26 protein-coding genes and 1 pseudogene are annotated in these 23,812 nt (G+C 72.8%); 7 read left to right on the forward strand and 20 right to left on the reverse strand.

The window, feature by feature from the left end; translation table 11 throughout:
- Positions 1 to 367, forward strand: a pseudogene (locus tag FK498_RS02005) (hypothetical protein); the annotation flags it as partial.
- A complete protein-coding gene (locus tag FK498_RS02010; RefSeq protein WP_141851143.1) occupies positions 364 to 693 on the forward strand; it encodes a hypothetical protein in 330 nt (109 codons plus the stop codon). The pseudogene FK498_RS02005 and the gene FK498_RS02010, both read left to right, overlap by 4 nt.
- An 11-nt stretch (positions 694 to 704) precedes the next feature.
- On the opposite strand, the gene FK498_RS02015 is transcribed toward FK498_RS02010, so the two are convergent.
- Positions 705 to 908 carry a hypothetical protein gene (locus FK498_RS02015; protein ID WP_141851144.1) on the reverse strand — a complete coding sequence of 68 codons (204 nt, stop codon included), beginning with the start codon at positions 906 to 908 and terminating at the stop codon, positions 705 to 707.
- Between the two features lie 33 nt (positions 909 to 941).
- Here FK498_RS02015 and FK498_RS02020 point away from each other — a divergent pair, with 33 nt between their 5' ends.
- Positions 942 to 2,546 carry an MBL fold metallo-hydrolase gene (locus FK498_RS02020; protein WP_141851145.1) on the forward strand — a complete coding sequence of 535 codons (1,605 nt, stop codon included), beginning with the start codon at positions 942 to 944 and terminating at the stop codon, positions 2,544 to 2,546.
- Positions 2,547 to 2,603: 57 nt separating this feature from the next.
- A complete protein-coding gene (locus FK498_RS02025; RefSeq protein ID WP_141851146.1) occupies positions 2,604 to 3,239 on the forward strand; it encodes a nicotinamidase in 636 nt (211 codons plus the stop codon).
- Positions 3,240 to 3,326: 87 nt separating this feature from the next.
- Here the strand turns inward: FK498_RS02025 and FK498_RS02030 are convergent, their stop codons facing one another.
- Entirely contained in the window at positions 3,327 to 3,716 is a 390-nt protein-coding gene (locus FK498_RS02030; RefSeq protein WP_141851147.1) for a DUF2237 family protein, read from the reverse strand.
- A 136-nt stretch (positions 3,717 to 3,852) separates the two neighbouring features.
- On the opposite strand from FK498_RS02030, the gene FK498_RS02035 reads away from it, so the two are divergent.
- Entirely contained in the window at positions 3,853 to 4,803 is a 951-nt protein-coding gene (locus FK498_RS02035) for an MBL fold metallo-hydrolase (RefSeq protein ID WP_141851148.1), read from the forward strand.
- Positions 4,804 to 4,884: 81 nt separating this feature from the next.
- Here the strand turns inward: FK498_RS02035 and FK498_RS02040 are convergent, their stop codons facing one another.
- Genes FK498_RS02040 through FK498_RS02045 form a run of 3 tightly spaced genes read right to left on the reverse strand, consistent with a single transcriptional unit; the run spans position 4,885 to position 6,783 of the window.
- Positions 4,885 to 6,267: an amidase gene (locus tag FK498_RS02040; RefSeq protein WP_161988275.1), complete on the reverse strand. Its 1,383-nt coding sequence runs from the start codon at positions 6,265 to 6,267 to the stop codon at positions 4,885 to 4,887.
- Complete coding sequence (locus FK498_RS19135; RefSeq protein ID WP_161988276.1) at positions 6,264 to 6,443, reverse strand: hypothetical protein; 180 nt, start codon at positions 6,441 to 6,443, stop codon at positions 6,264 to 6,266. Before FK498_RS19135 ends, FK498_RS02040 begins: the two co-directional genes overlap by 4 nt.
- Before the next feature lie 43 nt (positions 6,444 to 6,486).
- Positions 6,487 to 6,783 carry a 4a-hydroxytetrahydrobiopterin dehydratase gene (locus FK498_RS02045; RefSeq protein WP_141851150.1) on the reverse strand — a complete coding sequence of 99 codons (297 nt, stop codon included), beginning with the start codon at positions 6,781 to 6,783 and terminating at the stop codon, positions 6,487 to 6,489.
- 38 nt (positions 6,784 to 6,821) lie between these two features.
- Between FK498_RS02045 and FK498_RS02050 the strand changes: the two genes are divergently transcribed.
- Positions 6,822 to 7,229: a metallopeptidase family protein gene (locus tag FK498_RS02050; protein WP_141851151.1), complete on the forward strand. Its 408-nt coding sequence runs from the start codon at positions 6,822 to 6,824 to the stop codon at positions 7,227 to 7,229.
- A gap of 76 nt (positions 7,230 to 7,305) precedes the next feature.
- Here the strand turns inward: FK498_RS02050 and rpsD are convergent, their stop codons facing one another.
- Complete coding sequence (gene rpsD / locus FK498_RS02055) at positions 7,306 to 7,920, reverse strand: 30S ribosomal protein S4 (protein WP_141851152.1); 615 nt, start codon at positions 7,918 to 7,920, stop codon at positions 7,306 to 7,308.
- Positions 7,921 to 8,088: 168 nt separating this feature from the next.
- Here rpsD and FK498_RS02060 point away from each other — a divergent pair, with 168 nt between their 5' ends.
- The gene (locus FK498_RS02060; protein ID WP_141851153.1) at positions 8,089 to 8,295 is read left to right on the forward strand and encodes a hypothetical protein; all 207 of its coding nucleotides are present in this window, start codon (positions 8,089 to 8,091) and stop codon (positions 8,293 to 8,295) included.
- Positions 8,296 to 8,297: 2 nt separating this feature from the next.
- Here the strand turns inward: FK498_RS02060 and FK498_RS02065 are convergent, their stop codons facing one another.
- The 14 genes from FK498_RS02065 to FK498_RS02130 form a co-directional block, all read right to left on the reverse strand.
- A complete protein-coding gene (locus tag FK498_RS02065) occupies positions 8,298 to 9,116 on the reverse strand; it encodes an RNA methyltransferase (protein ID WP_141851154.1) in 819 nt (272 codons plus the stop codon).
- Positions 9,117 to 9,150: 34 nt separating this feature from the next.
- Positions 9,151 to 9,549, reverse strand: a complete 399-nt coding sequence (locus FK498_RS02070) for a DUF305 domain-containing protein (RefSeq protein WP_141851155.1) — start codon at positions 9,547 to 9,549, stop codon at positions 9,151 to 9,153.
- An 11-nt stretch (positions 9,550 to 9,560) separates the two neighbouring features.
- Positions 9,561 to 9,833 carry a metal-sensing transcriptional repressor gene (locus FK498_RS02075; protein WP_141851156.1) on the reverse strand — a complete coding sequence of 91 codons (273 nt, stop codon included), beginning with the start codon at positions 9,831 to 9,833 and terminating at the stop codon, positions 9,561 to 9,563.
- 84 nt (positions 9,834 to 9,917) lie between these two features.
- Positions 9,918 to 11,498 (reverse strand): citramalate synthase, encoded by a 1,581-nt coding sequence (gene cimA / locus FK498_RS02080; RefSeq protein ID WP_141851157.1) that lies wholly within the window; start codon positions 11,496 to 11,498, stop codon positions 9,918 to 9,920.
- The gene (cysS, locus tag FK498_RS02085; RefSeq protein WP_141851158.1) at positions 11,495 to 12,850 is read right to left on the reverse strand and encodes a cysteine--tRNA ligase; all 1,356 of its coding nucleotides are present in this window, start codon (positions 12,848 to 12,850) and stop codon (positions 11,495 to 11,497) included. Before cysS ends, cimA begins: the two co-directional genes overlap by 4 nt.
- 74 nt (positions 12,851 to 12,924) lie before the next feature.
- Positions 12,925 to 14,274 carry a glutamate--tRNA ligase gene (gene gltX / locus FK498_RS02090; protein WP_141851159.1) on the reverse strand — a complete coding sequence of 450 codons (1,350 nt, stop codon included), beginning with the start codon at positions 14,272 to 14,274 and terminating at the stop codon, positions 12,925 to 12,927.
- A gap of 106 nt (positions 14,275 to 14,380) precedes the next feature.
- On the reverse strand, positions 14,381 to 14,761 hold the full coding sequence (locus FK498_RS02095) for a hypothetical protein (protein WP_141851160.1): 381 nt from the start codon (positions 14,759 to 14,761) through the stop codon (positions 14,381 to 14,383).
- Positions 14,758 to 16,422 (reverse strand): NAD+ synthase, encoded by a 1,665-nt coding sequence (locus FK498_RS02100; protein ID WP_141851161.1) that lies wholly within the window; start codon positions 16,420 to 16,422, stop codon positions 14,758 to 14,760. Before FK498_RS02100 ends, FK498_RS02095 begins: the two co-directional genes overlap by 4 nt.
- Before the next feature lie 10 nt (positions 16,423 to 16,432).
- On the reverse strand, positions 16,433 to 17,356 hold the full coding sequence (locus FK498_RS02105) for a DMT family transporter (RefSeq protein WP_141851162.1): 924 nt from the start codon (positions 17,354 to 17,356) through the stop codon (positions 16,433 to 16,435).
- The gene (locus tag FK498_RS02110) at positions 17,353 to 18,489 is read right to left on the reverse strand and encodes a nicotinate phosphoribosyltransferase (protein ID WP_141851163.1); all 1,137 of its coding nucleotides are present in this window, start codon (positions 18,487 to 18,489) and stop codon (positions 17,353 to 17,355) included. Before FK498_RS02110 ends, FK498_RS02105 begins: the two co-directional genes overlap by 4 nt.
- A 13-nt stretch (positions 18,490 to 18,502) precedes the next feature.
- On the reverse strand, positions 18,503 to 19,885 hold the full coding sequence (locus tag FK498_RS02115) for a class II 3-deoxy-7-phosphoheptulonate synthase (RefSeq protein WP_141851164.1): 1,383 nt from the start codon (positions 19,883 to 19,885) through the stop codon (positions 18,503 to 18,505).
- Between the two features lie 64 nt (positions 19,886 to 19,949).
- A complete protein-coding gene (gene gorA, locus FK498_RS02120) occupies positions 19,950 to 21,314 on the reverse strand; it encodes a glutathione-disulfide reductase (protein WP_141851165.1) in 1,365 nt (454 codons plus the stop codon).
- Between the two features lie 97 nt (positions 21,315 to 21,411).
- Positions 21,412 to 22,890 carry an NAD-dependent succinate-semialdehyde dehydrogenase gene (locus FK498_RS02125; protein ID WP_141851166.1) on the reverse strand — a complete coding sequence of 493 codons (1,479 nt, stop codon included), beginning with the start codon at positions 22,888 to 22,890 and terminating at the stop codon, positions 21,412 to 21,414.
- Positions 22,891 to 22,958: 68 nt separating this feature from the next.
- Entirely contained in the window at positions 22,959 to 23,804 is an 846-nt protein-coding gene (locus FK498_RS02130) for an esterase family protein (protein WP_161988277.1), read from the reverse strand.
- Positions 23,805 to 23,812 lie beyond the last annotated feature (8 nt).

Raw genomic sequence — 23,812 nt, forward strand, 5'->3', positions numbered from 1 at the left:
CGCGGCCGCCGAGCGCGAGCGCTGGGGCGAGGCCCGCGCCGTGCTGTTCCGCCGCGCCGGCGGCGAGGCGACCGAGCTCGTGATCGCCGATGCCGATGCGCGCTGCTGGGCGGCGGCCGTCGACCAGGCGGTCGGGCTCGACTCGCTCTACGGGCTGGCGCTCTGCTTCCGCCTGCTCGGGCTGATCGAGCTGCTCGCCACCGCGCCATGGGCGCGCGGGCTGTTCGATGTCGCGCCCGAGGGCACCACGCTCCACCCGGCGCTGCTCGCCGCCGCCGCGCGCGCGCCGCTCGCCGCGGACGGCCGGTTCGACCAGGCCGGCATCCGTCGCGCCCTCGCCACCCGACTGACAGGGTCCGTCCGATGATCCGCACCCTCGCCCTCGCCGCCTGCGCCGCGCTCGCCGCCTGCGCCGGGCCGCCGCCGCCGGAGCAGCGCGTCAGCGCCTCGGTGGAGAATGCCTGCCGCGCCGAGGCCGAGCGGGTGATGCGGGAGCGCTCGCGTGCCAACCGCGACCGGCTCGACGACATGGAGTCGCGCTTCGGCGCCGAGGGGTTCCAGGCGCAGCGCATCCGCACCACCGAGATCCTCGACCGCGACCGGATCTATCGCGAATGCCTCGGCCGCGCCTCGCCCGCGCAGGCACCGGCGGGCGCGGCCGCGCCGACCACCCCGGTGCAGCTCCGCCAGTAGCCGGTCGGTGGTCAGGGGCCGCGCCGCGCCGGCGTCAGGTCGATCCCGACCGCGAGCAGGAGTTCGTAGGCGAGCACGAGCGCGGCGAGCGCCGCCAGCCACAGCGCCGCCCAGCGCAGCGCCGGCTGGCCCGCGAGCCGCGCCCGCATCCCCGGCAGCAGCAGCGCCAGCGCACCCGCCACCCAGACCAGCCCGACGATCTGCCAGGTCTCCATCGCGTCCCTCCGTCCCGGCCCCAGGATAGTCGCATGGACCAAGCCCTCACCTTCCACGGCGCCGCCGGCACCGTCACCGGCTCCTGCCTGCTGATCGAGGCGGGCGGGGCCCGCCTCCTGGTCGATTGCGGCCTGTTCCAGGGCCCGAAGACGGTGAAGGAGCTGAACTGGCGCCCGCTGCCCTTCGACCCGCGCACGATCGACGCCGTGCTGCTCACCCACGCGCATATCGACCATGCCGGGCTGATCCCCCGCCTCACCCGCGAGGGCTTCCGCGGCGCGGTGCACGCCACGCCGGCGACGATCGATCTCTGCCGCTTCATGCTGCCCGACTCGGGCTTCATCCAGGAGGGCGAGGTGGAGCGGCTGAACCGGCGCAACCGCGCGCGCGGCCGTGCGGCGGTGACGCCGATCTACACCCGCGCCGACGCCGAGGCCGCGCTCCAGCACTTCCGCCCGCTGCCGCTCCGCCGCTGGCTCGACCTGCCCGGCGGGACGCGCGCGCGGCTCTGGAACGCGGGCCACCTCCTGGGCTCGGCCTCGGTCGAGCTCGTCCTGCCCGGCGGCGCCACGCTGCTCGTCTCCGGCGATCTCGGCCCCGGCGCCAAGCCCTTCGTCGAGGACGCCGAGGCGCCGCACGATCCCGACTGGCTGGTGCTGGAATCCACCTATGGCGACCGCGAGCGCGACGACCCGCCGCCGGCCGGGCGCCGCGCGCTCCTGCGCGCCGAGGTGCAGGCGGCGCTGAAGGCGGGCGGCAACCTGCTGATCCCGGCCTTCGCGGTCGAGCGCACGCAGGAGCTGTTGCACGATCTCGACCTCCTGATGGAGCGGGGCGAACTGCCGGCGGTGCCGGTGGTGATCGATTCCCCGCTCGCGGCCGAGGCGACCCGCACCTTCCGCGCCCACCTGAAGGACCTGCCGGAGGAGACCGAGCCGGCCGAGACCTTCCTCGCCGGGCCGAACATCCGCATCACCGCCTCGGTCGAGGAGAGCAAGAAGCTCAATCAGGTCGCCGGCGGGATGATCGTGATCTCCGCCTCGGGCATGGCCGAGGCGGGCCGGATCCGCCACCACCTGCTGAACAACCTCTGGCGGCCGGAGGCGACGGTGCTGTTCGTCGGCTACCAGGCGCCCGGCACGCTCGGGCGGCTGCTGGTGGACGGGGCGAGCGAGGTCTCGATCATGGGCCAGGAGGTGGCGGTGCGCGCGCGCATCCGCCGGCTCGATGTCTACTCCGGCCATGCCGACCGCCAGGGCCTGCTGGACTGGGTGGCGGCGCGCGGCAGCGTCCGGCGCGGCGTGTTCCTGGTCCACGGCGAGCCCGAGGCGCGCGCAGCACTCGCCGGCGCGCTGCGGCAGCGCGGCCTCGCGGTGGACCTGCCCGAGATGGACTCCCGCTACGCCCTGCCGGTGGAGGGGCCGGCGCGGCCGCGCGGGGCGGCGGCACGGCTGCCGCCGGAGGCGACGCATGCGGCCTTCGACTGGCACAACGAGCGGGCAGCGCTCCTGCTGGAACTGCGCCGGCGTCTCGAGGAGGCGGGCGACGACCGGGCGCGCGCCGCCCTGCTCTCGCGGGTCCGGGCGGCGCTCAGGGGTTCCGCCGACGCGCCGGCGCACCAGATCGAGGGCCGATAGGTCGTCCGGCCTCGGCCGGCGCCGGCCTGCGCCAGCCGCCGCGAAGGAGAACGGCCCATGCCCCCCGTCGAGCCACCTGACGACGATACCGCACTGATCGTCGTCGACGTGCAGGTCGGATTCCTGCCCGGCGGCAGCCTGCCCGTGCCCGAAGGCGACGACGTGGTACCGATCATCAACGCGCTCGCGCGCCGCTACGCGACCGTCGTGCTCACGCAGGACTGGCATCCGCCCGATCACCTCTCCTTCGCCAGCGCGCATCCCGGCCGCGCGCCGTTCGAGACGATCGCGCAGCCCTACGGCCCGCAGGTGCTCTGGCCCGACCACTGCGTGATGGGCACGCCCGACGCCGCCTTCGCGCCCGGGCTCGACATCCCGCATGCCCAGGCGGTCATCCGCAAGGGCTGCCGCCGCGCCGTGGACAGCTACTCGGGCTTCCTGGAGGCGGACCGTACGACGCGCACCGGGCTCGACGGCTATCTCGCCAGCCGCGGCATCCGGACGGTGCACCTCTGCGGTCTGGCGACCGATTTCTGCGTCGCCTGGACCGCGCTCGATGCGCGCCGCTTCGGCCTCGCGGCGGCGGTGATCGAGGAGGCCTGCCGCGGCATCGATCTCGACGGCAGCCTGGCGAGGGCCTGGGCAGAGATGGAAGCGGCCGGGGTGCGCCGGATCGCCGCCGCCGGCGCCTGAGCCGCGCCCCGGCAGGGCGCGACCCTCGAGAGGGCCGGACGCGCGCAGGGCAGGCCTCCGCCTCCGCGCCGGATATGGCCGCCCGGCTCACGCCTGGTCGGCGGCGTGGGCCTTCAGATCGGCGAGCGAACAGACCGCCAGCGTGTCGGCATGGGTCGCGGCGAGCACCACGCGCGGCGCGCAACCGGCCTCCAGCGCCTCCTGCCAGCGCGCTGCGCAGAGGCACCAGCGGTCGCCCGGCTTGAGCCCGGGGAAGCCGAGTTCCGGCCGCGGCGTGACGAGATCGTTGCCGCGCAACCTGCTGAAGGCAAGGAACGCCTCGGTCATCACCGCGCAGACCGTGTGCAGGCCGAGATCGCGCTCGTCGGTGTTGCAGCAGCCGTCGCGGAACCAGCCCGTCAGCGGATCGTGCGAGCAGGCCCTGAGCGGCCCGCCCAGCACGTTCCTCGCCCGCCTGTCCTCGCCGTCGCGCGGCATCGCCCGCTCCTCCGCCGGGGAGATGGTCCGCCCACGCCGGCACGGCAAGATCGCGGATCACGCGGCCGTGCGCAGCGCCGGCGGTGAACTTGGCCTATCGATTCGTCCCCAGGGCAACGATCCGGGGGAGGAACCCATGCGTCTCGACCGCCGCCACGCGCTTGCCGCCGCGCTCGCGGCACCGGCACTCGTCTCCGCCGCGCCGCTGCGCGCCGCCGCCCCGCAGGCGGGACGCCAGGCGCCCGGCTTCTACCGGCTGAAGGTCGGGGACTACGAGGTGACCATCGTCAACGACGGGATCAACCGCCGCCCGAACCCGGGCGAGGGCTTCGTGCGCAATGCCGACAAGGCCGCCGTCGAAGCCGCCCTCGCGCGCGACTTCCTGCCGACCGGCCATCTCGACATCACCTTCAACATCACCTTCGTCAACACCGGCCGCGAGCTGATCCTGTTCGACACCGGCACGGGGGGCAATCTCGCGGCGACCGCGGGCACGATGTGGGACAACATGCAGGCCGCCGGCATCGCACCCGCGCAGGTGGACAAGATCGTGTTCAGCCACTTCCACGGCGACCACGTCTCCGGGCTGGTCAGCCGCGAGGGGCAGCCGCGCTTCCCGAACGCCGAGCTGATCGTGCCCGAGGCGGAATGGACGTTCTGGATGGGGGAGCGCGCGCCGCAGCAGCCGGCGGCAATGGTGAAGGGCCGGTTCGGCCCCTACCCGGCCGAGCGGATCAGGCGGGTGGCGAGCGACGCCGAGGTCGCCCCCGGCATCCGCGGCATCCCGACCTTCGGCCACACGCCCGGGCACACGACCTGGTCGGTGCAGTCCGGCAACGGCACGCTGATCGTGCTGGGCGACGTCACCAACCATCCGACGATCAACCTGCGCAATCCCGGCTGGCACGCCGTGTTCGACATGGACGCCGCGATGGCCGAGGAGACGCGGCGGCGCTTCTTCGATCGTGCCGCGGCGGACCGCACGCCGATCGTCGGCTATCACTGGCCGTTCCCGGCCGTCGGGTACGTGCGCAAGAACGGCACGGGCTATGACCTCGTGCCGATCCCCTGGACCAGCCAGGTCTGAGGAAGACCCCGGGGGGATGAGGCTGCCGGGTCCCGTCGCGGCAAGCCGCCACGGAAGCCCGCTCCGCCGCGCCTCCCGCGGCTATGCCCCCGGGCGCTTCAGCGGCCCGCGCGCCTGTTCGTAGGCGTGGGCGGCGCGCAGCACCGTCGCATCCTCCCAGGGACGACCGGCGAGCTGGATCGCCACCGGCAATCCGCCCTCGCCGAGACCCGCGCACACCGTCATCGCCGGCTGGCCGGTCAGGTTGAACGGCAGCGTCAGGCTCGGCGTCCTGAAGCCGATCCACGGATCCACCGCGTCGATCCGCGGCGCCTCGCCCATGGCGGCGGCGGTCAGCAGGAGATCGACCTCGCGCATCGCCGCCGCGACCTCTCCGGCCAGACGGCGGCGGAGCCGCTGCGCGGCGATGATGTGCTCGCCGGTGACCAGCGCGCCGAGCAGCAGCCGCTCGCGCAGGATCTCGCCATAGGCCGCGCGCTGCGCGCGCAGCCAGGGGCCGTGCACCGCGAAGGCCTCGCCCAAGAGCAGCGTCATCCCCGGCGCCCAGAACTCGGCGAGCGGCGGCAGCGTCACGTCGCGCAGCTCGGCGCCGAGGTCGGCGAAGATCCGCGCCGCCGCGTCGATGCCCTGCCGCGTCGCCGGGCTCACCTGCACGTCGGCCTCGTGGAAATGCCGCACCACGCCGACGCGCAGCCCCTTCACCCCGTCGCCGAGCCCGGAGACGAGGTCGGGCGCAGGCCGCGCCGCGGAGCCGGGATCCTCGGGATCGTGCCCGGCCGCCGCCTGCAGCAGGAGGGCGCAGTCCTCCGCCGTCCAGGCGAGCGGGCCGACATGGTCCATCGACCAAGCGAGCGGGATCACGCCGGTGCGGGGCACCAGCCCGTAGGTCGGCTTGATGCCGGCGAGACCGCACAGCGCCGCGGGGCCGCGGATCGACCCGCCGGTGTCCGACCCGGTGCCGCCCAGGATCATGCCGGAGGCGACCGCCGCGCCCGTGCCCGAGGACGAGCCGGCCGTGAAATGATCCGGGTTCCAGGGGTTGCGCGCCGGCGGCGTGGGCAGATCGAAGGACGGCCCGCCCCAGGCGAACTCGTGCGTGGTGAGCTTGCCGAGGGAGATCGCACCCGCCTCGGCCCAGCGCCGCACCACCGCCGCGTCGCGCGTGGCGACATTGCCGGCCAGGATGCGCGAGCACGCGGTGGTCGGCAGCCCGGCGACGTCGACGATGTCCTTGTGCGCGATCGGGATGCCGTCCAGCGGTCCGCGCGGCCCGTCGCGCAGGATGCGCGCCTCGGCGGCGCGCGCAGCCGCGATCGCGCGCTCGAGGTCCAGCGCGACGAAGGCGTGAAGCACCTCCTGGTGCTTCTCGATCCGGCCGATGCACGCGCGGATCAGTTCCACGGGCGAGAGGCGGCGCGCGGCGATCGCGCGCGCCGCCGCGGCGATGGTCGGGATCGCGCTCACGGCCGCTTCGCCGCGGGGGGCACGAAGATCACGGCCGGCTCGCCCTGCCCCGCGCCGTCGCGCACGCGCGCGAGCAGGGCCTCGAGCAGGCGCGCGGGCTCGCCGAGGCGGGTGCGCTCCGCCGCGTCGAGCGGGAGGCCGGCGCGGGTGAAGGGATCCTCGGTGGGTGCTGGCATGATGCGAGCCTAGCAGCCTGTTCCGGCCGGCCGGAATAGGCCTCTAGGTCGCCGGCGCGATCGCGTCGATGGCCCGCGCGAGCGTCACGTCGCGCATCGACAGCCCGCCGGCGTCGTGCGTGGACAGCACGATCTCCACCCGGTTCCAGACATTGGACCACTCGGGGTGGTGGTCGTGCTTCTCGGCCAGCAGCGCGACCCGGCTCATGAAGGCCCAGGCCTCGGAGAAGTCCCGGAAGCGGAACACGCGCCGGATCGCATCGCGCCCCTCGACCATCGACCACCCGGGCAGCGCCTGTCCCAGCCCCGCCCGCTCCGCCTCGCTCAGCGTCGCCACCATGCTTGCCTCCTCGTCCGCGCCCACCCCATGTAGGGCACATGCGCAGCTTCACCACAGCCCCGACCACGGAGGAGATCGTCGCCCTTGCCGACGAGGCGCTCGCCTGGGCGCAGCGGCACTTCCCGCGCGACCTCGCGAAGCTGCTCGAAGGCGTGGCGATCGTCGTCGACGACCTGCCCGACGACGAGACCGTGGAGGAGATGGGGTTCGACAGCCCGTGGGAGCTCACCGGGCTCTGGCGCGGTGTGCCGCTCACCCAGCGCAGCGTGCTGCAGACGCCCGATCAGCCCGAGATGGTCCATCTCTATCGGCTGCCGATCCTCGCCGAATGGATCGAGACCGGCGAGGACCTGCGCAGCCTGGTGCGCAATGTCCTGATCCACGAGATCGCACACCATTTCGGCTTCTCCGACGAGGAGATCACCCGGCTGGAACGCGAGGGGTAGCGCGCTGACGCGATGCAGGGGCCCTGCCCCCTTGCCCCCCGCCCCCCGCAAGGGGCCATTGGCCCCTTGACCGCGTTTAGCGCGAGTAGAACTCGACGACCTGCGCCGGCTCCATCTGCACCGGATAGGGCACGTCCATCAGCTTCGGCGCGCGCAGGAACCGCCCGCGCATCGCGCGGTGGTCCACCTCCAGGTACTCGGGCACGTCGCGCTCGGCCGATTGCGCGGCGTCGAGCACCGACGCCAACTGCTTCGACTTCTCCTTCACCTCGATCTGGTCGCCGTCGCGCACGAGGAAGGAGGGAATGTTCACCCGGCGGCCGTTCACCATGATGTGGCCGTGGTTGACGAGCTGGCGCGCCGCGAAGGGCGTGATCGCGAACTTGAGGCGATACACCACCGTGTCGAGCCGCCGCTCGAGGAGCTCGATCAGGTTCTCCGAGGTGTCGCCCTTCCGGCGCACGGCCTCCTCGTAGTAGCGGCGGAACTGACGTTCGCCGATGTTGCCGTAGTAGAACTTCAGCCGCTGCTTGGCCGCGAGCTGCATGCCGAAGTCGGTCGGCTTCTTGCGCCGCTGGCCGTGCTGGCCCGGCCCGTAGTCGCGCTTGTTGACCGGGGATTTCGGCCGGCCCCAGAGGTTCTGGCCCAGCCGACGATTGACCTTGTACTTGCTCTCGACGCGCTTCGTCATGGCGCGCGGCCCTTTCCTTCATTCTGCGGGGCAGCGACCGCCGCGCCCCTCCTGTCCCGGTAGTCCCTTGCGGGCGGAACGGCCGTTCGCATTCCCGGGAATGAGCGGCGGGTGATACGGGGGGAGGCCCGGCTTGTCAAACCGCCACCCCGGCCCTTATCCCGGCGCATGGTCACGCGCTCCGAGATCCTGGTCCTCGGCCTCACAGCCGGCGTCATCGGCTCCCTGGTCGGCGGCATGATGCTCGGGGTCGGGATGGGTCTGATCAGCCAGGGTGCGCATATCGGCTGGTTGCTCGCCCTGCCCGGCGCCCCGGCGGGCGGGCTGATCGGGCTGCTGCTGGCCCGTCGCCTCGCGCGGCGCCTGCCCGGGTAGCGCTACACGGCCTCGTCGGGCTCGACCTCCATGTCGGGCTCGATGCGGCCGCGCACGCGCCGCCCGCGCGCGAGCTCGGTGACGATGCCGTGCAGCGTGCGCAGCTCCTGCTCGGTCACCTCGCCGCGCTCGAACAGGTGGCGGATGTTGCGCACCATGCTCGGCCGCTTCGCCTGGTTGCGCAGGAAGCCGCAGGCGTCGAGCTCCGCGACCAGATGGCGCAGGAAGTTCTCGAGCTGGTCCTTGGTGGCGATGCGCGTCTCGTTGGTGACGAGGCGCACGGGCGGGGTGGTGTCGGCGGCGATCCACCACTCGTAGGCCATCACCATCACCGCCTGGGCGAGGTTCATCGAGTTGAAGGCGGGATTGAGCGGGATCCGCACCAGCGTGTCGGCATGGGCGAGATCCTCGGCGGTGAGGCCGGCGCGCTCCGGGCCGAACAGGATGCCGGAGGCGAGGCCGCGCGCGGCGATCCCGCGCAGCATCCCCGCCGCCCCGCGCGCGGTCGCCGTGTTGACGATCACGTGGCGCGGCCGCGGGCAGGTGGCGAACACGCGCTGGAGGTCGGCGACCGCATCCGCGACCGTCGGGTGCAGCGTCGCCGCCTCCAGGATCGCATCCGCGCCCGAGGCGGTGCGCCACGCCTTCTCCTGCGGCCAGCCGTCGCGCGGGGCGACCAGGCGGAGATGGAAGAGCCCGCCATTCGCCATCGCGCGCGCCGCCGCGCCGATGTTCTCGGCGAGCTGCGGACGCACCAGGATGACGACGGGCGAATGCTCGCCCACCGGGCCGATCGCCGCCCCGCCCTCGCGTCCCGTCATGGCGCGGCGGGGTAGTCCCGCCGGGCCCGGCCGGTCAACCGCCCAGGCGGCGCAGGATCGCGCGCATCTGGGCGATCTCGGCCTCCTGCGCCCTGATGATCTCCTCGGCGAGCCGGCGCACCTCCGGATCGCGCCCGTGTTCCAGCGCGATGCGCGCCATGTCGATCGCGCCCTGGTGGTGCGGGATCATGCCGCGGACGAAGTCGATGTCGGCGTTGCCGGAGTAGCGGATGTCCATCTCGCGGTGCATCCGCGCATTGGCCTCGCGGAAGGCGCGCGTGCTGGCAGGCTCCTCGGCCCGTGCCGGGCCGCCATGCGCGCCATGCGGCCCGTGCTGCATCTGCGCGATGACGGGCGAACGGGCATCGTGGTGATGTGCGGCCGCAGGCAGCGCTCCGGTCAGCAGCGCGCCGGCGAGCAGGATGGTCTTCATGCGCCTCTCCCTCAGAGATACTTGGTGAGCTCGCGGACCTCGGCGAGCGCCGCCTCGGCCTTGCCCTCGCTCACCGCCCGGTCGAGGCAGTGGTCGATATGGGTCTCGATCAGCACGCGCTTCGCCTCCGCCAGCCCCCGCTCGACGGCGCGGAGCTGCTGGGCGAGGTCGAGGCAGGGCCGGCCGCTCTCGATCATGCCGATCGTGGCGGTCAGGTGCCCCGAGACGCGCTTCAGCCGCTTCACGACATCGGCATGGGCGGCGTGACGGATGCCATGGGCCATGCGGATGATGGTATCCAGGGGGATGGGATGTGGGAAGGCCCTCGCGCGCCGCCCCTCCCGCCGGGAAGGGGCGGGGCGAGGACGCTACGCCGCCACGCCCTCGCGCATCAGCAGATAGGTCACGGCATCGGCCAGCGCGCCGAACGAGGCCTCGATCACGTTGCCCGAGACGCCCACGGTGCTCCAGCGACCGCCGCCATCGCCCTCGCTCTCGATGATCACGCGCGTGGTCGCCGCCGTCGCCTGGTCGGGGGTGAGGATGCGCACCTTGTAGTCCACGAGCCGCAGGCGCGCGACCGCCGGATAGTGCGGCACGAGCGCCTTGCGCAGTGCCGCATCAAGCGCGTTCACCGGCCCGTTGCCCTCGGCCACGGTCAGCACGCGCTCGCCCTTCACCACCAGCTTCAGCGTCGCCTCGGAGAGCGGCTCCTCGTGCTCGGCCCGGCGCTCGACGAGCGTCCGGAACGATTCCAGGCGGAAATACTCCGGCACGGTCCCCAGCACGCGCCGCGCGAGCAGCTCGAAGGAGGCCTCGGCCGCGTCGTAGGCGTAGCCGGCGAACTCCTTCGCCTTCACCTCCTCGAGGATGCGCCGGATGCGCGCGTCGTCCGGGTCGATCTCGATCCCGACCTCGGTGAGACGCGAGAGGATGTTCGACTTCCCCGACTGGTCGGAGACGACGATGTGGCGGCGGTTGCCGACCGTCTCGGGCGGGATGTGCTCGTAGGTCGCGGGATCGCGCTGCACGGCCGAGACGTGCAGGCCGCCCTTGTGGGCGAAGGCCGATTCGCCGACATAGGGCGCGCCGCGGTTGGGGGCGCGGTTCAGCCGCTCGTCGAGCGCGCGGGAGAGCTTGGTCAGGCCGCGCAGCCCCTCCGGCGTGATGCCCGTCGCGTAGCCCATCTTCAGCATCAGGGTCGGGATGATGCTGATCAGGTTGGCGTTGCCGCAGCGTTCGCCGATGCCGTTGATCGTGCCCTGCACCTGGCGGCAGCCGGCGCGCACGGCCGCGAGCGTGTTCGCGACCCCGTTGCCGGTGTCGTCATGGCCGTGGAAGCCGAGCTGCTCGCCGGGGATGACCTTCGCGACCTCGGCGACGATCGCCTCCACCTCGTGCGGCAGGGTGCCGCCGTTGGTGTCGCAGAGCACGATCCAGCGCGCGCCGGCCTCGTGCGCGGCCCTGATCGCGGCGAGCGCGTAGGCGCGGTTGCGCTTGTAGCCGTCGAAGAAGTGCTCGGCGTCGAACATCGCCTCGCCGCGGCGCGCGGCCTCGGCGACGCTGTCGGCGATCATGGCGAGGTTCTCGTCGAGGGAGACGCCGAGCGCCACCTCGGCGTGGTAGTCCCAGGTCTTGCCGACCAGGGTGACGACGGGGGTGCGCGCGCCGAACACCGCGGCGAGGCCGGGATCGTTGGCGGCGGAACGGCCGGCCCGGCGCGTCATGCCGAAGGCGGCGAGGCGGGCGGTGCGCAGCGGCGGCGGGTCGGCGAAGAACGCGTCGTCGATCGGGTTGGCGCCCGGCCAGCCGCCTTCGACGGTATCGACGCCGAACGCATCGAGTGCGCGCGCGATCGCCTGCTTGTCGGCGACCCCCCAGTCGATGCCCTGCATCTGCTGGCCGTCGCGCAGCGTGCAGTCGTAGATGTGGATGCGCTCACCGCTCACGACGCGCGCCTCCAGGTCGTGCCCTGCGGCCCGTCCTCGAGCACGATCCCCTGCGCCAGCAATTCGGCGCGGATCGCATCCGCGGTGGCGAAGTCGCGCGCGCGGCGCGCCGCCAGGCGCCTCGCGATTGCCGCCTCGATCGAGGCCGCATCGCCCTCGCCGCGGAACCACGCCTCGGCCGTGCGTGGCAACAGCCCGAGCACGTCGGCGGCGGCGCGCAGATCCGCGCCCGCGCGCGCATCGCGGGCGAGCGCGCGGTCGGCGAGGCCATGCATCGCCGCAAGCGCGGCCGGGGTGTTCAGGTCGTCGAGCAGTGCCGCCAGCACATCGGCCGGCAGCATCTCCGCCGCGGCCGGCTCGCCGGCGTGCTCCAGCGCGCGATAGAACCGGTCGAGCTCGCGCCGCGCCTCCGCAAGCGCAGCCTCGGAGTAGTCGAGCGGCATGCGGTAATGCGTCTTCAGCAGCAGCAGCCGGAACGCCTCGCCCGCCCAAGGCCCGTGCCGCAGCACGTCGGCCACCGTGACGAAGTTGCCGAGGCTCTTCGACATCTTCTCGCCGTCCACCAGCAGCATGCCGTTGTGCATCCAGAGCCGCGCGAAACGGCTGCCCGGGAAGGCGCAGACCGACTGCGCGATCTCGTTCTCGTGGTGCGGGAAGATCAGGTCGAGCCCGCCGCCATGGATGTCGAACTCGGGGCCGAGATGGCGCCACGACATCGCGCTGCACTCGATGTGCCAGCCGGGGCGGCCGCGGCCCCAGGGGCTCGCCCAGCCCGGCTGGTCCGGCGCCGAGGGTTTCCACAGCACGAAGTCGTAGGGCGAGCGCTTGTAGGGGGCGACGTCCACGCGCGCGCCCGCCTCCATCTCCTCCGGCGTGCGGTTGGAGAGCGCGCCGTAGCGCGGGTAGGAGGGCACATCGAACAGCACATGCCCGTCGGCGACATAGGCGTGGCCGTTCGCGATCAGCCGCTCGATCAGCACGATCATCTCGGCGATCGTCTCGGTCGCGCGCGGCTCCACGTCCGGCGGCAGGGCGCCGAGGGCGGCCATGTCCTCGTGGAACCAGCGGAGCGTCCGTTCCGTCACCGCCTCGATCGGCTCGCCCCGCTCGCGCGCCGCCGCCATGATCTTGTCGTCCACGTCGGTGACGTTGCGAACATAGGTCACGCGCGGATAGAGCCGCCGCAGCAGCCGCGTGAGCACGTCGAACACCACCACGGGGCGCGCGTTGCCGATATGCGCGCGGTCATAGACGGTGGGGCCGCAGACATAGAGGCGCACATGCGCCGGGTCGATCGGCTCGAAGCGTTCCTTCCGCCGCGTCGCGGAGTTGTAGAGCGTGAGATCCGTCATCCGTCCGGTCCGTGCGGGGCGATGCCCGGGGTATGGGTCAGGCGCGAGGTTCGGTCAAATCGCGCGGGGACAGATCACGGGGCGGCTCCTGCGGCCATGCTGAGCCGCGAGACTACGCGATCCCGGCCGATCAGGGGAAGCAAGGACGCCATGTCCGGGCCGTGGTCCTCGCCCGTCAGGGCGAGGCGGAGCGGGCGCCAGAGCGCACGGCCCCTGCGGCCGGTGGCGGCACTGACCGCCGCGGCCCAGGCCTTGGCCGTGGTGCCGTCCCAGGGCTCGGGTGGAAGCCGGGCGAGAGCCGCGCGCAGGAACGCGGCCTCGCCCTCGAGCGGCGGCGGCACGATCGACCCGGCGACGACCTCCCACCAGTGCCGCGCCTCGGTGGCGAGGTCGAGATTGCCGCGCACCGCCAGCCAGAACGCTTCCGTCGCGCCCGCGGGCAGCCGGTCGCGCACGGCCGCGAACGGCGTCGTGTGCAGCACCTTGCGGTTGAGGGCGAGGAGCTGGGTCGGGTCGAAGCGCGCGGGGCTGCGGCTGATCCGCCCGAGGTCGAAGCCGGCCGCCAGCGTGGCGAGATCGGCCGGGGCGAGATCGTCGGGCGTGCCGAGCCGGGCGAGATAGGCGGCGAGCGCCGCGGGCTCGATGCCGTCGGCGCGCAGCGCGCGAAGCGACAGCGAGCCCAGGCGCTTGGAGAGCGGCTCGCCCCCGCCGCCCACCAGAAGCGGCAGATGCGCCAGCCGGATCGCGTCCGGCTCGGCGCCGAGCGCGACCATGATGTCGCGCTGCACGCCCGAGTTGGTGACGTGGTCCTCGCCGCGGATCACGTGGGTGATCCCCATCTCCAGGTCGTCCACCACCGAGGCGAAGGTGTAGAGCGGCGTCCCGTCCGCGCGGATCAGCACCGGGTCGGAGACGGCGGGGAGCTTGACCGCGCGCCGGCCGAGCACGAGGTCGTCCCAGGCGGTCTCGCCGTCGGAGAGGCGGAAGCGCCAGTAGGGCGGACGGCCGGAGGCGAAGGCGCGCGCCTTCTGGTCCTCGGTCATGGCGAGCGCGGCGCGGTCGTAGATCGGCGCCAGGCCCCGCTTGAGGCGGTGGCGGCGCTTCGCCTCCAGCTCCTCCTCGCTCTCCCAGCACGGGTAGAGGCGGCCGGCGTTCTTCAGTCTCTCGGCCGCCGCGGCGTAGGCGGCGAGGCGGTCGCGCTGGCGGATCGGCCCTTCGTCCCAGGCGAGGCCGAGCCAGCGCAGATCGTCCTCGATCGCGGTCTCGTACTCCGGCTTGCAGCGCGTGGTGTCGGTGTCGTCGAGGCGCAGCACGAACGCGCCACCGTGCCGGCGCGCGAACAGGAAGTTGGCGAGCGCCACGCGCGCATTGCCGACGTGCAGATGGCCGGTGGGCGAGGGCGCGAAGCGGACGCGGACGGACATGTCGGGCGGAGGCGTTCAGGCGCGGCCGACGCCGTCGAAGGCGATGACCGCCCGGTGAGACCGCCATGCCCCCGATGCGGTCGGGTGCGCCGTCACGCGCCCCCTCTCACTCATCGTTGTCGCCGTCGTCCGGCTCGTCGCGCCGCGGATCGAGCCCGCGCCAGTCGCGCTCGATGCTGCCCGCCGGCGCGGGATGGCGCGCGAAGAACGCAAGCTCCGCCGCGCTCGACCAGCCCTGCGCCCCCGCTTCCAGCACCTCGGCATCCTCGCCGAAGGCGTGCCAGTCGCCCACCACCTCCTCGGGCGTCGCATCGGGCACACGGCAGCGCTCGACGCTGTCGCGCACATAGGCGCGCGCGAAGGCATTGGCGTGCATCAGGCTCGCGAAACCGCGCACGTCCTCGAACGCCTCCTCCTCCGTCTCCGCCGAGTGGTCGCGGATGCGCACCACCCAGCCGCCCGGCGGAGCGAACAGGTCGCCGATCACGAGACGAGCGCCGTGAAGCCGTTGGTGATCGGATAGCGCCGGTCGCGCCCGAAGGCGCGCGGGGAGATCTTCACCCCGGGCGGCGCCTGGCGGCGCTTGTACTCGGCGCGGTCGAGCATGCGCCAGACGCGCAGCACCGTCGCCCGGTCATGCCCCCGCGCCACCAGCGCATCGACGCTCTGTTCGCCCTCGACCAGCCCTTCCAGGATCGCATCGAGCACGTCGTAGGGCGGCAAGGAGTCCTGGTCGGTCTGGTTGGGCTTCAGCTCGGCCGAGGGGGCCTTGGTGATCACGCGCTCCGGCATCACCAACCCCGCCGGCCCCTTCGCCCCGCGCGGACGATGCGCGTTGCGCCAGCGCGCGAGCGCGAACACGGTGGTCTTGTAGACATCCTTCAGCACGCTGAACCCGCCGCACATGTCGCCGTAGAGCGTCGCGTAGCCGACCGACATCTCGCTCTTGTTGCCCGTGGTCAGCAGCATGTCGCCGAACTTGTTGGAGAGCGCCATCAGGATCAGACCGCGCGAGCGCGACTGGATGTTCTCCTCGGTGATGTCAGGCGCGCGGTTGCCGAACACGGGCGCGAGCACCTGGTGGAACGCCTCCATCGCCGGCGTGATCGGGATCGTGTCGTAGCGGATGCCCAGGCGCCGCGCGCAGTCCGCGGCGTCCTCGAGACTCTCCCGGCTGGTGTAGGGCGAGGGCAGCATCACCGCGCGCACGCGCTCGGGCCCCAGCGCATCGACCGCGACCGCGGCCGAGACCGCGCTGTCGATCCCGCCCGAGAGCCCCAGCACCACGCCGGGAAAGCCGTTCTTGTCCACGTAGTCGGCGAGCCCCAGCATCATCGCGCGCCAGATGCTCTCCTCGCGGCTGTCCTCGGCCGCGATGGCCCCCGGCGCGCAGACCAGCCGGTCGCCCTCGCGGGTCCACTCGGTGAGCGCGATCTCCTCGTCGAACTCCGGCAGCCGCGCCGCGACCGACCGGTCCGGATTCAGCACGAAGGAGGCGCCGTCGAACACCAGCTCGTCCTGTCCGCCGACCTGGTTGAGGAAGACGAAGCCGAGCCCGTTCTCCACCACGCGCGCGACCGCGAGCCCGATGCGGCGATCCTGCTTGCCGGACTCATACGGGCTGCCGTTGATCGAGAGCAGCACCTCGGCGCCGCTTTCGGCAAGGGTCTCGGACACGTCCGGCAGCCACCAGTCCTCGCACACCATCAGCCCGAGACGGAAGCCGCGGAACGACACCGGACCGGGTGCCGGGCCCGCGACGAAGTGGCGCTTGTCGTCGAACACGCCGTAGTTCGGCAGCTCGTGCTTGGCGCGCACGGCGGTGATCCTGCCGCCGTCGAGCAGGAAGGCGGCGTTGTGCAGCTTGCCGTCGTTCACCCACGGCCCGCCGACCACCATGCCGGGGCCGCCGTCCGCCGTGGCGGCGGCGAGCCGCTCGATCCCCGCCCGGCAGGCGGCGATGAAGGCCGGCTTCATCACCAGATCCTCGGGCGGGTAGCCGGCGATCGAGAGCTCCGGGGTGAGCACCAGATCGGCACCGAGCCCGGCCGCGCGCTGCCGCGCGGCAAGGATCTTCGCCGCGTTCGCCTCCAGCGCGCCCTCGTGCGGGTTGAGCTGCGCGAGCGCGATGCGGAGCCTCTCGGTCATGGCCGGCACGCTATGGTCGCGCCAGGGGCACGTCAACGCGACCGGCGCGCACGCCGAGGATCATCCCGCCCGTCACCAGCAGCACGCCGGCCAGCGCGCCCAGGCCCAGCGGCTCGCCCAGCACCGGCCAGGCGGCGAGCGCGGCGAGCGCCGGCACCACCGCGGTGAAGAGGGAGACGGTGGTGGATCCCAACGCCACCAGCGCACGCGTGTAGAGCAGCGAGGCCAGCACCATCGCCACCAAGCCCTGATAGACGCCCTGGAACACGACCTCCTGCCAGGCGGCCTCCGCCATCGCCGAGGGCAGCGCCAGCCACCAGACCGGCAGGTAGAACGGCGCCGCGCCGACGGCGACCGCGGCGGTGGCCTCGATCGCGGTGATGCGCCAGCGCTGCACCAGCACGATGAAGACGGCGTAGCTCGAGGTCGCGATGAAGAACAGGATGTCGCCCCGCCAGGCGCCGGGGGTGGCGAAGAACTCCGCGCCCGCCAGCAGCGCGATGCCGAATGCCACCACCGCGAGCGAGACCGCGCGCCGCGCCGTCGGCGCCTCGCCCAGCCAGCTCCACGCGAGGAGAGCGGTGACGAACGGCAAGGCGCCCGGCAGCAGCACCGCGCCGTGCGCGGCCGGGGCGAGCGCGAAGGCGTTGTAGGCGAACAGCGCGAAGCCCAGCCCGGCCGTCGCCCCCATCACCAGGATGCGCCAGAGGGCGATCCGCCTCAGCACGCCGCGCAGCACGAGCGGCATCAGCGCGACCAGCGCGACCCCGAAGCGCAGGCCGGCGAGGTCCCACGGCGTCAGCACGCCGCGCGCGCCGGCGCGGCTGGCCAGGATGAACCCCGTCCAGACGAACAGGATCGCGAAGGCGCAGGCGAAGCCGATCCGCCGCTCGCGCGCGGGATCCCGCGACGCCGCCAGCACCGTCGCGATCACGACCGTGCGGCGCCGTTCTTGCGGAACAGGAACTCCCGCCCGACCTTCACCCGCTTCTCGCCGCCATAGGCGATCACGTCGGCGGTCGCATAGGTCTCGGACCAGGCCTCGGGCAGGAAGGAGCCGGTGCCGACCACGTCGAGCGGGGCCTTCGCATCCGCCATCACGCGGCACTTCTCCACCGAGAAGCCCGAGGAGCCGACGATCCGCACGCGCGGGAACCCGGCCTCGTCGAGCGCCTCGCGCATGCGCCAGACCGCGGCGGCGGAGACGCCGGTCCCGACCAGCCAGCGCAGCTCGTCATGGGTGCGGTAGCGGCGGATCGCATCCGGGGCGTGCCGTTCCAGCACGGCATAGGAGGAGGGCGGATCGAGCCCCTCCATGAACCGTCCGCCATGGGTGTCGAGCCGCACCGCGAGCCGCCCGGCCGCGGCGAGATCGGGGAAGCGGCGCGCCACCGCGATCGCGTCGGTGATCTCGTGACCGAAGTAATCCACCAGCACCGTCAGATCCTCGTCCGGAAAGGTTTCCCTGAACATCTCGGCGGCCCGCACGGTCGAGCCGGCATAGCCGATCAAGGCATGCGGCATCGTGCCGCGGCCGCGGTTGAGACCGAACCAATGCGCGGTCGCGTCCGTGGCGTTGCCGATGAAGCCCTTCGCCCCCTGCTTCTGCGCCGCGCGCGAGCCGACCGAGGCGGCATAGGCCATCATCTCGGCCATCTCGGTGCCGGCGCAGTGGCGCGCATCCATCGCCAGGAACCCCACCTGCGGCAGCTCCAGGCACATCGCCCAGGCGTTCCAGGCCGCGACGCAGGGGGCGCCGAGCTTCTGGAGGTAGAGCGTCTCCAGTTCGGCGAGCGCGGCGAAGGAGCCCGTGATGTAGAGGATCGGGTCGCCCGCGCCGACCGCCGCCCCTTCCGGGTGCATCACCTCGATCGTGACGTCCTCGCCCCGCACGCCGCGGATCCACTCGATCGCGAAGCGCGGCGCCGAGATCACCGGACGGCGCATGAACACCGCATAGGTGACCTCGATGTCGCCGAACCGCTCGACGATCGCGCGCGTGCGGCTGAAATAGCTGTCGGTGCGGCGCGCGATCTCCTCGGGCGGCGGCGAGGGCGGGCCGAGCACGGCGCGGCCCGGGCTACTGGGCCGCGACGCGCCGCCGATCGGCCGGCTGGCGGCGCTCCTTCAGCTCCGCCGCGACCAGGAAGGCGAGCTCGAGAGACTGCTCGGCGTTCAGCCGCGGGTCGCAGAAGGTGTGGTAGCGCGAGGCGAGCGAGGCCTCGGTCACCGCGCGCGACCCGCCCAGGCACTCGGTGACGTCCTGCCCCGTCATCTCCACGTGCACGCCGCCCGCCCAGGTCCCTTCCGCCTCGTGCACGTCGAAGAAGCGCGTCACCTCCGACAGGATCGCATCGAAGCTGCGCGTCTTGTAGTCGTTCGCCGCCTTCACGGTGTTGCCGTGCATCGGGTCGGTCAGCCACACCACCTTGCGGCCCTCGCGCTTCACCGCGCGCACGAGCGGGGCGAGCCTGGCCTCGACCTTGTCCGCGCCCATGCGCGCGATCAGGGTCAGCCGCCCGGGCTCGTTCGCCGGGTTGAGGATGTCGATCAGGCGCAAGAGGTCGTCGGGCTCGAGGCTCGGCCCGCATTTCAGCCCGATCGGGTTCTTCACCCCGCGCAGGAACTCGACATGCGCGCCGTCGGCCTGGCGCGTGCGGTCGCCGATCCAGAGCAGATGCGCCGAGGTGCAGTACCAGTCGCCCGAGGTGGAATCGATGCGCGTCATCGCCTGCTCGAAGGGCAGGAGCAGCGCCTCGTGCGAGACGTAGAAGTCGGTCTCGCGGATCTGCGGCGTGGTCTCGCTGGTCAGCCCGCAGGCCGCCATGAACGAGAGCGTCTGGTCCAGCCGGTCGGCGAGATCCCGGTAGCGTTCGGCGGCCGGGCTGCGCTCGACGAAGCCCAGGTTCCAGCGGTGCACCTCGTGCAGGTCGGCATAGCCGCCCTGGGCGAAGGCGCGCAGCAGGTTCAGCGTCGAGGCAGCGTGGAAGTAGCCGCGCTCCATCCGCGTCGGGTCGGGCGTGCGCGCCTCGGGCGTGAACTCCGGCCCGTTGATGTTGTCGCCGCGGTAGGAGGGCAGGGTGACGCCGTCCACCGTCTCGGTCTCGGCGCTGCGCGGCTTCGCGAACTGGCCGGCCATGCGGCCCATCTTCACCACCGGCACCTGGCCGCCATAGGTGAGCACCACCGCCATCTGCAGGAGCACGCGGAAGCTGTCGCGGATGATGTTGGCGTTCAGGTCGTTGAAGCTCTCGGCGCAGTCCCCGCCCTGCAGGACGAAGGCGCGGCCTTCCGATGCGGCGGCCAGCGCCGCCTTGAGCCGGCGTGCCTCGCCCGCGAAGACCAGCGGGGGAAATCGCCGCACGCGCTCCTCCACGGCCGCCAGCGCAGCCTGGTCGGGATAGACCGGCATCTGCCTGATCGGCTTGGCCCGCCAGGAATCGGGGGTCCAGGACGGAGACATGGCGTGATCCTCGGATGACTTCGTTGCAGTGCGGCAGAATTCTCCCACAGCCGGGCCGCGCGCGCTACTCCGCCGCCTCGGCCAGCGGGTCGGGCCGCTTCTGGCGCATGGTGACGAACTCCTCGGCCGCCGAGGGGTGGACCCCGATCGTGCGGTCGAAATCCTGCTTGGTCGCGCCCATCACCACGGCGATGGCGATGCCCTGGATGATCTCGGGCGCGTCCTCGCCCAGCATGTGGGCGCCGAGCACGCGCTGCGTCTGGCGCTCGACCACCAGCTTCATCAGGGTCTTGCGGTCGCGTCCCGTGATCGCGTGGCGCAGCGGGCGGAAGCGGGCGAGGTAGACATCGACCGGTCCGCGTTTCGCCGCCTGCGCCTCCGACAGACCCACGGTGCCGATCGGCGGGATGGTGAAGATTCCGGTCGGCACGTTCTCCAGGCTGACCGTCCGCGGATTGCCGCCGAACAGGGTATCGGCCAGCGCATGGCCCTGGGCGGTCGCCACCGGGGTGAGGTTCAGCCGGTCGGTGACGTCGCCGAGCGCGTAGATGTGCGGCACCGAGGTGCGGCCCGCCTCGTCCACCGCGATCGCGCCGCGCCCGGTCACCCGCACGCCGGCGTCCTCGAGCCCGAGCCCGGCGATGTTCGGCCGCCGCCCCACAGCGGCGAACACGGCATCCGCCTCCAGCATCCGCCCGTCCGTGGTGTGGACGATGAACCCGTCATGCGCCTTCTCGACCCGCAGCGCGTCGCAGTCGAAGCGCAGATCGATGCCGGCGGCGCGCATCTCCTCCGCCAGTCCCTCGCGGATGTCGTCGTCGAAGCCGCGCAGGAACAAGGGCCCGCGATAGAGCTGGTGCACCTTGGCGCCCAGGCCGTGCAGGATGGAGGCGAACTCGCAGGCGATGTAGCCGCCGCCGAGCAGCACCACCCGATCGGGCCGCCGCGGCAGGGTGAAGAGGTCGTCGCTGACCAGGCAGTGCTCGGCGCCGGGGAAGGTCGGGCGCACCGGCGCGCCGCCGGTGGCGATGACGATATGCTTCGCGGTGACGCGCCGGCCGTCCACCTCCACCGTGTGGGCGTCGAGCAGGCGCGCGCGCGCCTCGAACACGGCCGCGCCCGCGCCCTCGAGCAGCTTGCGGTAGATGCCGGAGAGGCGGGCGACCTCGCCGTCGCGCGCGCGCGCGAGCCTGCTCCAGTCGTGGCCGTGCACCGCGACGTCCCAGCCGAAGCCGCGCGCGTCCTCGGCGAGCGTACCGTACTCGGCGGCCTGCACCATCAGCTTCTTGGGCACGCAGCCGACATTGACGCAGGTGCCGCCCCAGAAGCGCGCTTCGGCGATGCCGACGCGCGCGCCGTGGCCCGCGGCGATGCGTCCGCAGCGCACGCCCGCGCTGCCGCCGCCGATCACGAAGAGGTCGAAGTCCATGAAGGTCTCCTGGAACCCGCGCGGGGGGCCGCGGCCCGACCGAGGGGAGGGCCGCTCTCCGGAAGGGACCCGGGGGGCGGCCGTCCTCCCCCGGGCCTTACGTTCCGATCCCGCCCAGGGCCACGTACTTGATCTCCAGATACTCCTCGATCCCGTACTTCGATCCCTCGCGGCCGAGCCCGCTCTCCTTGAACCCGCCGAAGGGCGCGATCTCGGTCGAGATCACCCCCTCGTTCACGCCGACGATCCCGTATTCCAGGGCCTCGCTCACGCGCATGATCCGGCCGACATCGCGCGCATAGAAGTACGCCGCCAGCCCGAAGGGGGTGTCGTTGGCCAGCCGCACCGCCTCCTCCTCGGTCTTGAAGCGGAACAGCGGCGCCACCGGACCGAAGGTCTCCTCGCGGAAGATCTTCGCCCCCACCGGCACATCCGCGAGCACGGTCGGCTCGAAGAACGTGCCGCCGCGCGGATGCCGCCGCCCGCCGGCGAGGATCCTCGCGCCCTGCCTCACGGCATCCTCGATGTGCTCCTCGACCTTGGCGACGGCAGCGGCGTTGATCAGCGGCCCCTGCGTCACCCCCTCCTCGGTGCCGGGACCGACCTTCATCGCCCTCGCCGCCGCCGCGAGCCTCTCCGCGAAGGCGTCGTGGATCCCGTCCTGCACCAGGATGCGGTTCGCGCAGACGCAGGTCTGGCCGGTGTTGCGGAACTTGCTCGCCATCGCGCCCGCGACGGCGGCGTCCAGATCGGCGTCGTCGAAGACGATGAAGGGCGCATTTCCGCCGAGTTCCATGCTGATCCTCTTCACCGTCTGCGCGCACTGCGCGATCAGCACCTTGCCCACCTCGGTCGAGCCGGTGAAGGAGAGCTTGCGCACCAGCGGATTGCCGGTGAGCTCCCTGCCCGTCTCGGACGACGGGCCGGTGATGATGTTCAGGACGCCGGGCGGCATCCCGGCGCGCTCCGCCAGCACGCCGATCGCGAGCGCGGTGAAGGGCGTCTGGCTCGCCGGCCGCACCACGCCGGTGCAGCCGACCGCGAGGCCGGGCGCGCATTTGCGCGTGATCATCGCGGCGGGAAAGTTCCACGGCGTGATCGCGGCGAAGACGCCGACCGGCTCCTTCATCACCAGGATGCGCCGGCCCTTCTGGTTGGTCGGGATCATGTCGCCGTAGGCGCGCTTGCCCTCCTCGGCGAACCACTCGACGAAGGAGGCCGCATAGAGCACCTCGCCCTTCGCCTCGGCGAGCGGCTTGCCCTGCTCGGAGGTCATCAGCAGCGCGAGGTCGTCGGCATGCGCGAGCATCAGTTCGTAGAGCCGGCGCAGGATCGCGCTGCGCTCCTTCGCGGTCAGCGCGCGCCAGGCGGGATAGGCGCGGTGCGCGGCCTCGATGGCGCGGCGCGTCTCGGCGGCGCCGAAGGCGGGCACGACGCCGAGCGTCTCGCCGGTGGCGGGGTTCGGCACGGGCATCGTCCTGCCGCTGTCGGCCTCGATCCACTTGCCGTCGACCAGGCAGGCCTGGCGGAACAGGCTCGGGTCCTTGAGCGGCAGGGGGGCGGCTGGGTTCAACATCGGATGGTCCTCCCCGGAGGTTCGGGGCGGACCATAGCCCCGGGCCGGGGCCGGGTCCAACCGGACGGCTATTCCGCGAGCCGCGCCAGCCCGATCCGCGCGAGATGGGCGAACAGGAAGGTCAGCGCCTCGTCGGCCGTCACCTCCCAGACGCGCATGGTGTGGCCGGCATCGACGATGCGCAGTTCCAACGCCTCGGGCTGATGGCGGAACAGCGCCTTGGCGAGCCGGGCCGCCTCGAAGGCGATCTCGAGCCGGTCGTCGTCGCCCGCCGCGATGAAGAGCGGAACGCGCAGCGGCTGGACCAGATAGGCGGGCAGCAGCGCCGGCCAGGCGTTGCGGGTCCAGGCCTCCTGATCGAAGCCGCCATCGGCGCCGGCGAAGGCGGGCGACCGCCGTGCGGCGGAGAGCGGCGGCGGGCTCTCGGCGTAGATCGCCGGCGCCCAGAGCGCGGCGGCGCCGAACAGCTCCGGATGCTTCAGCACGATCCGGAGCGCGCCATAGGCGCCGGCCGAGAACCCGGCGATCGCCCGGCCCTCGCGGGTCGTCATCACGGGATACTTGCGCGCGACATCGGCGAGCAGGTCGGAGACGACGGCCGTCTCGGCGCGCGCGAAGGCGCTGTCGATCCACCAGGTGTCCCTCGCCCCCGGCATCACCGCGATCAGCTTCGGCAGCCGCCCGGCGCGGATGCCCTCCTCCACCGCCTGCCAGAGCCGGATCCGCCCGGCCCAGGACTGCTCGTCGCCGCCCGCGCCGTGCAGCAGCACCAGCAGCGGATAGGGGCCGCGGGCGGGATCGCAGCCGTCGGGCAGGAAGACGTTGTAGCGCAGCGCCGCACCGCTCCCGGCCTCGACGCGGTCGGGCACGACACGCCACTCGGCCAGCGCCGGACGGACGGCCAGAGCCAGCACCAAAAGCA

Origin of the sequence: Elioraea sp. Yellowstone, from assembly GCF_006704265.1 — a bacterium.
In the GTDB taxonomy this organism is placed as follows: Bacteria; Pseudomonadota; Alphaproteobacteria; order Acetobacterales; family Acetobacteraceae; genus Elioraea.

Bases quoted from the DNA above. Each gene is read 5' to 3' on its own strand.
- FK498_RS02010 (WP_141851143.1), top strand. From the start codon at position 364: ATGATCCGCACCCTCGCCCTCGCCGCCTGCGCCGCGCTCGCCGCCTGC.
- FK498_RS02015 (WP_141851144.1), bottom strand. From the start codon at position 908: ATGGAGACCTGGCAGATCGTCGGGCTGGTCTGGGTGGCGGGTGCGCTG.
- FK498_RS02020 (WP_141851145.1), top strand. From the start codon at position 942: ATGGACCAAGCCCTCACCTTCCACGGCGCCGCCGGCACCGTCACCGGC.
- FK498_RS02025 (WP_141851146.1), top strand. From the start codon at position 2,604: ATGCCCCCCGTCGAGCCACCTGACGACGATACCGCACTGATCGTCGTC.
- FK498_RS02030 (WP_141851147.1), bottom strand. From the start codon at position 3,716: ATGCCGCGCGACGGCGAGGACAGGCGGGCGAGGAACGTGCTGGGCGGG.
- FK498_RS02035 (WP_141851148.1), top strand. From the start codon at position 3,853: ATGCGTCTCGACCGCCGCCACGCGCTTGCCGCCGCGCTCGCGGCACCG.
- FK498_RS19135 (WP_161988276.1), bottom strand. From the start codon at position 6,443: ATGCCAGCACCCACCGAGGATCCCTTCACCCGCGCCGGCCTCCCGCTC.
- FK498_RS02045 (WP_141851150.1), bottom strand. From the start codon at position 6,783: ATGGTGGCGACGCTGAGCGAGGCGGAGCGGGCGGGGCTGGGACAGGCG.
- FK498_RS02050 (WP_141851151.1), top strand. From the start codon at position 6,822: ATGCGCAGCTTCACCACAGCCCCGACCACGGAGGAGATCGTCGCCCTT.
- rpsD (WP_141851152.1), bottom strand. From the start codon at position 7,920: ATGACGAAGCGCGTCGAGAGCAAGTACAAGGTCAATCGTCGGCTGGGC.
- FK498_RS02060 (WP_141851153.1), top strand. From the start codon at position 8,089: ATGGTCACGCGCTCCGAGATCCTGGTCCTCGGCCTCACAGCCGGCGTC.
- FK498_RS02065 (WP_141851154.1), bottom strand. From the start codon at position 9,116: ATGACGGGACGCGAGGGCGGGGCGGCGATCGGCCCGGTGGGCGAGCAT.
- FK498_RS02070 (WP_141851155.1), bottom strand. From the start codon at position 9,549: ATGAAGACCATCCTGCTCGCCGGCGCGCTGCTGACCGGAGCGCTGCCT.
- FK498_RS02075 (WP_141851156.1), bottom strand. From the start codon at position 9,833: ATGGCCCATGGCATCCGTCACGCCGCCCATGCCGATGTCGTGAAGCGG.
- cysS (WP_141851158.1), bottom strand. From the start codon at position 12,850: ATGACGGATCTCACGCTCTACAACTCCGCGACGCGGCGGAAGGAACGC.
- gltX (WP_141851159.1), bottom strand. From the start codon at position 14,274: ATGTCCGTCCGCGTCCGCTTCGCGCCCTCGCCCACCGGCCATCTGCAC.
- FK498_RS02100 (WP_141851161.1), bottom strand. From the start codon at position 16,422: ATGACCGAGAGGCTCCGCATCGCGCTCGCGCAGCTCAACCCGCACGAG.
- FK498_RS02115 (WP_141851164.1), bottom strand. From the start codon at position 19,885: ATGTCTCCGTCCTGGACCCCCGATTCCTGGCGGGCCAAGCCGATCAGG.
- gorA (WP_141851165.1), bottom strand. From the start codon at position 21,314: ATGGACTTCGACCTCTTCGTGATCGGCGGCGGCAGCGCGGGCGTGCGC.
- FK498_RS02125 (WP_141851166.1), bottom strand. From the start codon at position 22,890: ATGTTGAACCCAGCCGCCCCCCTGCCGCTCAAGGACCCGAGCCTGTTC.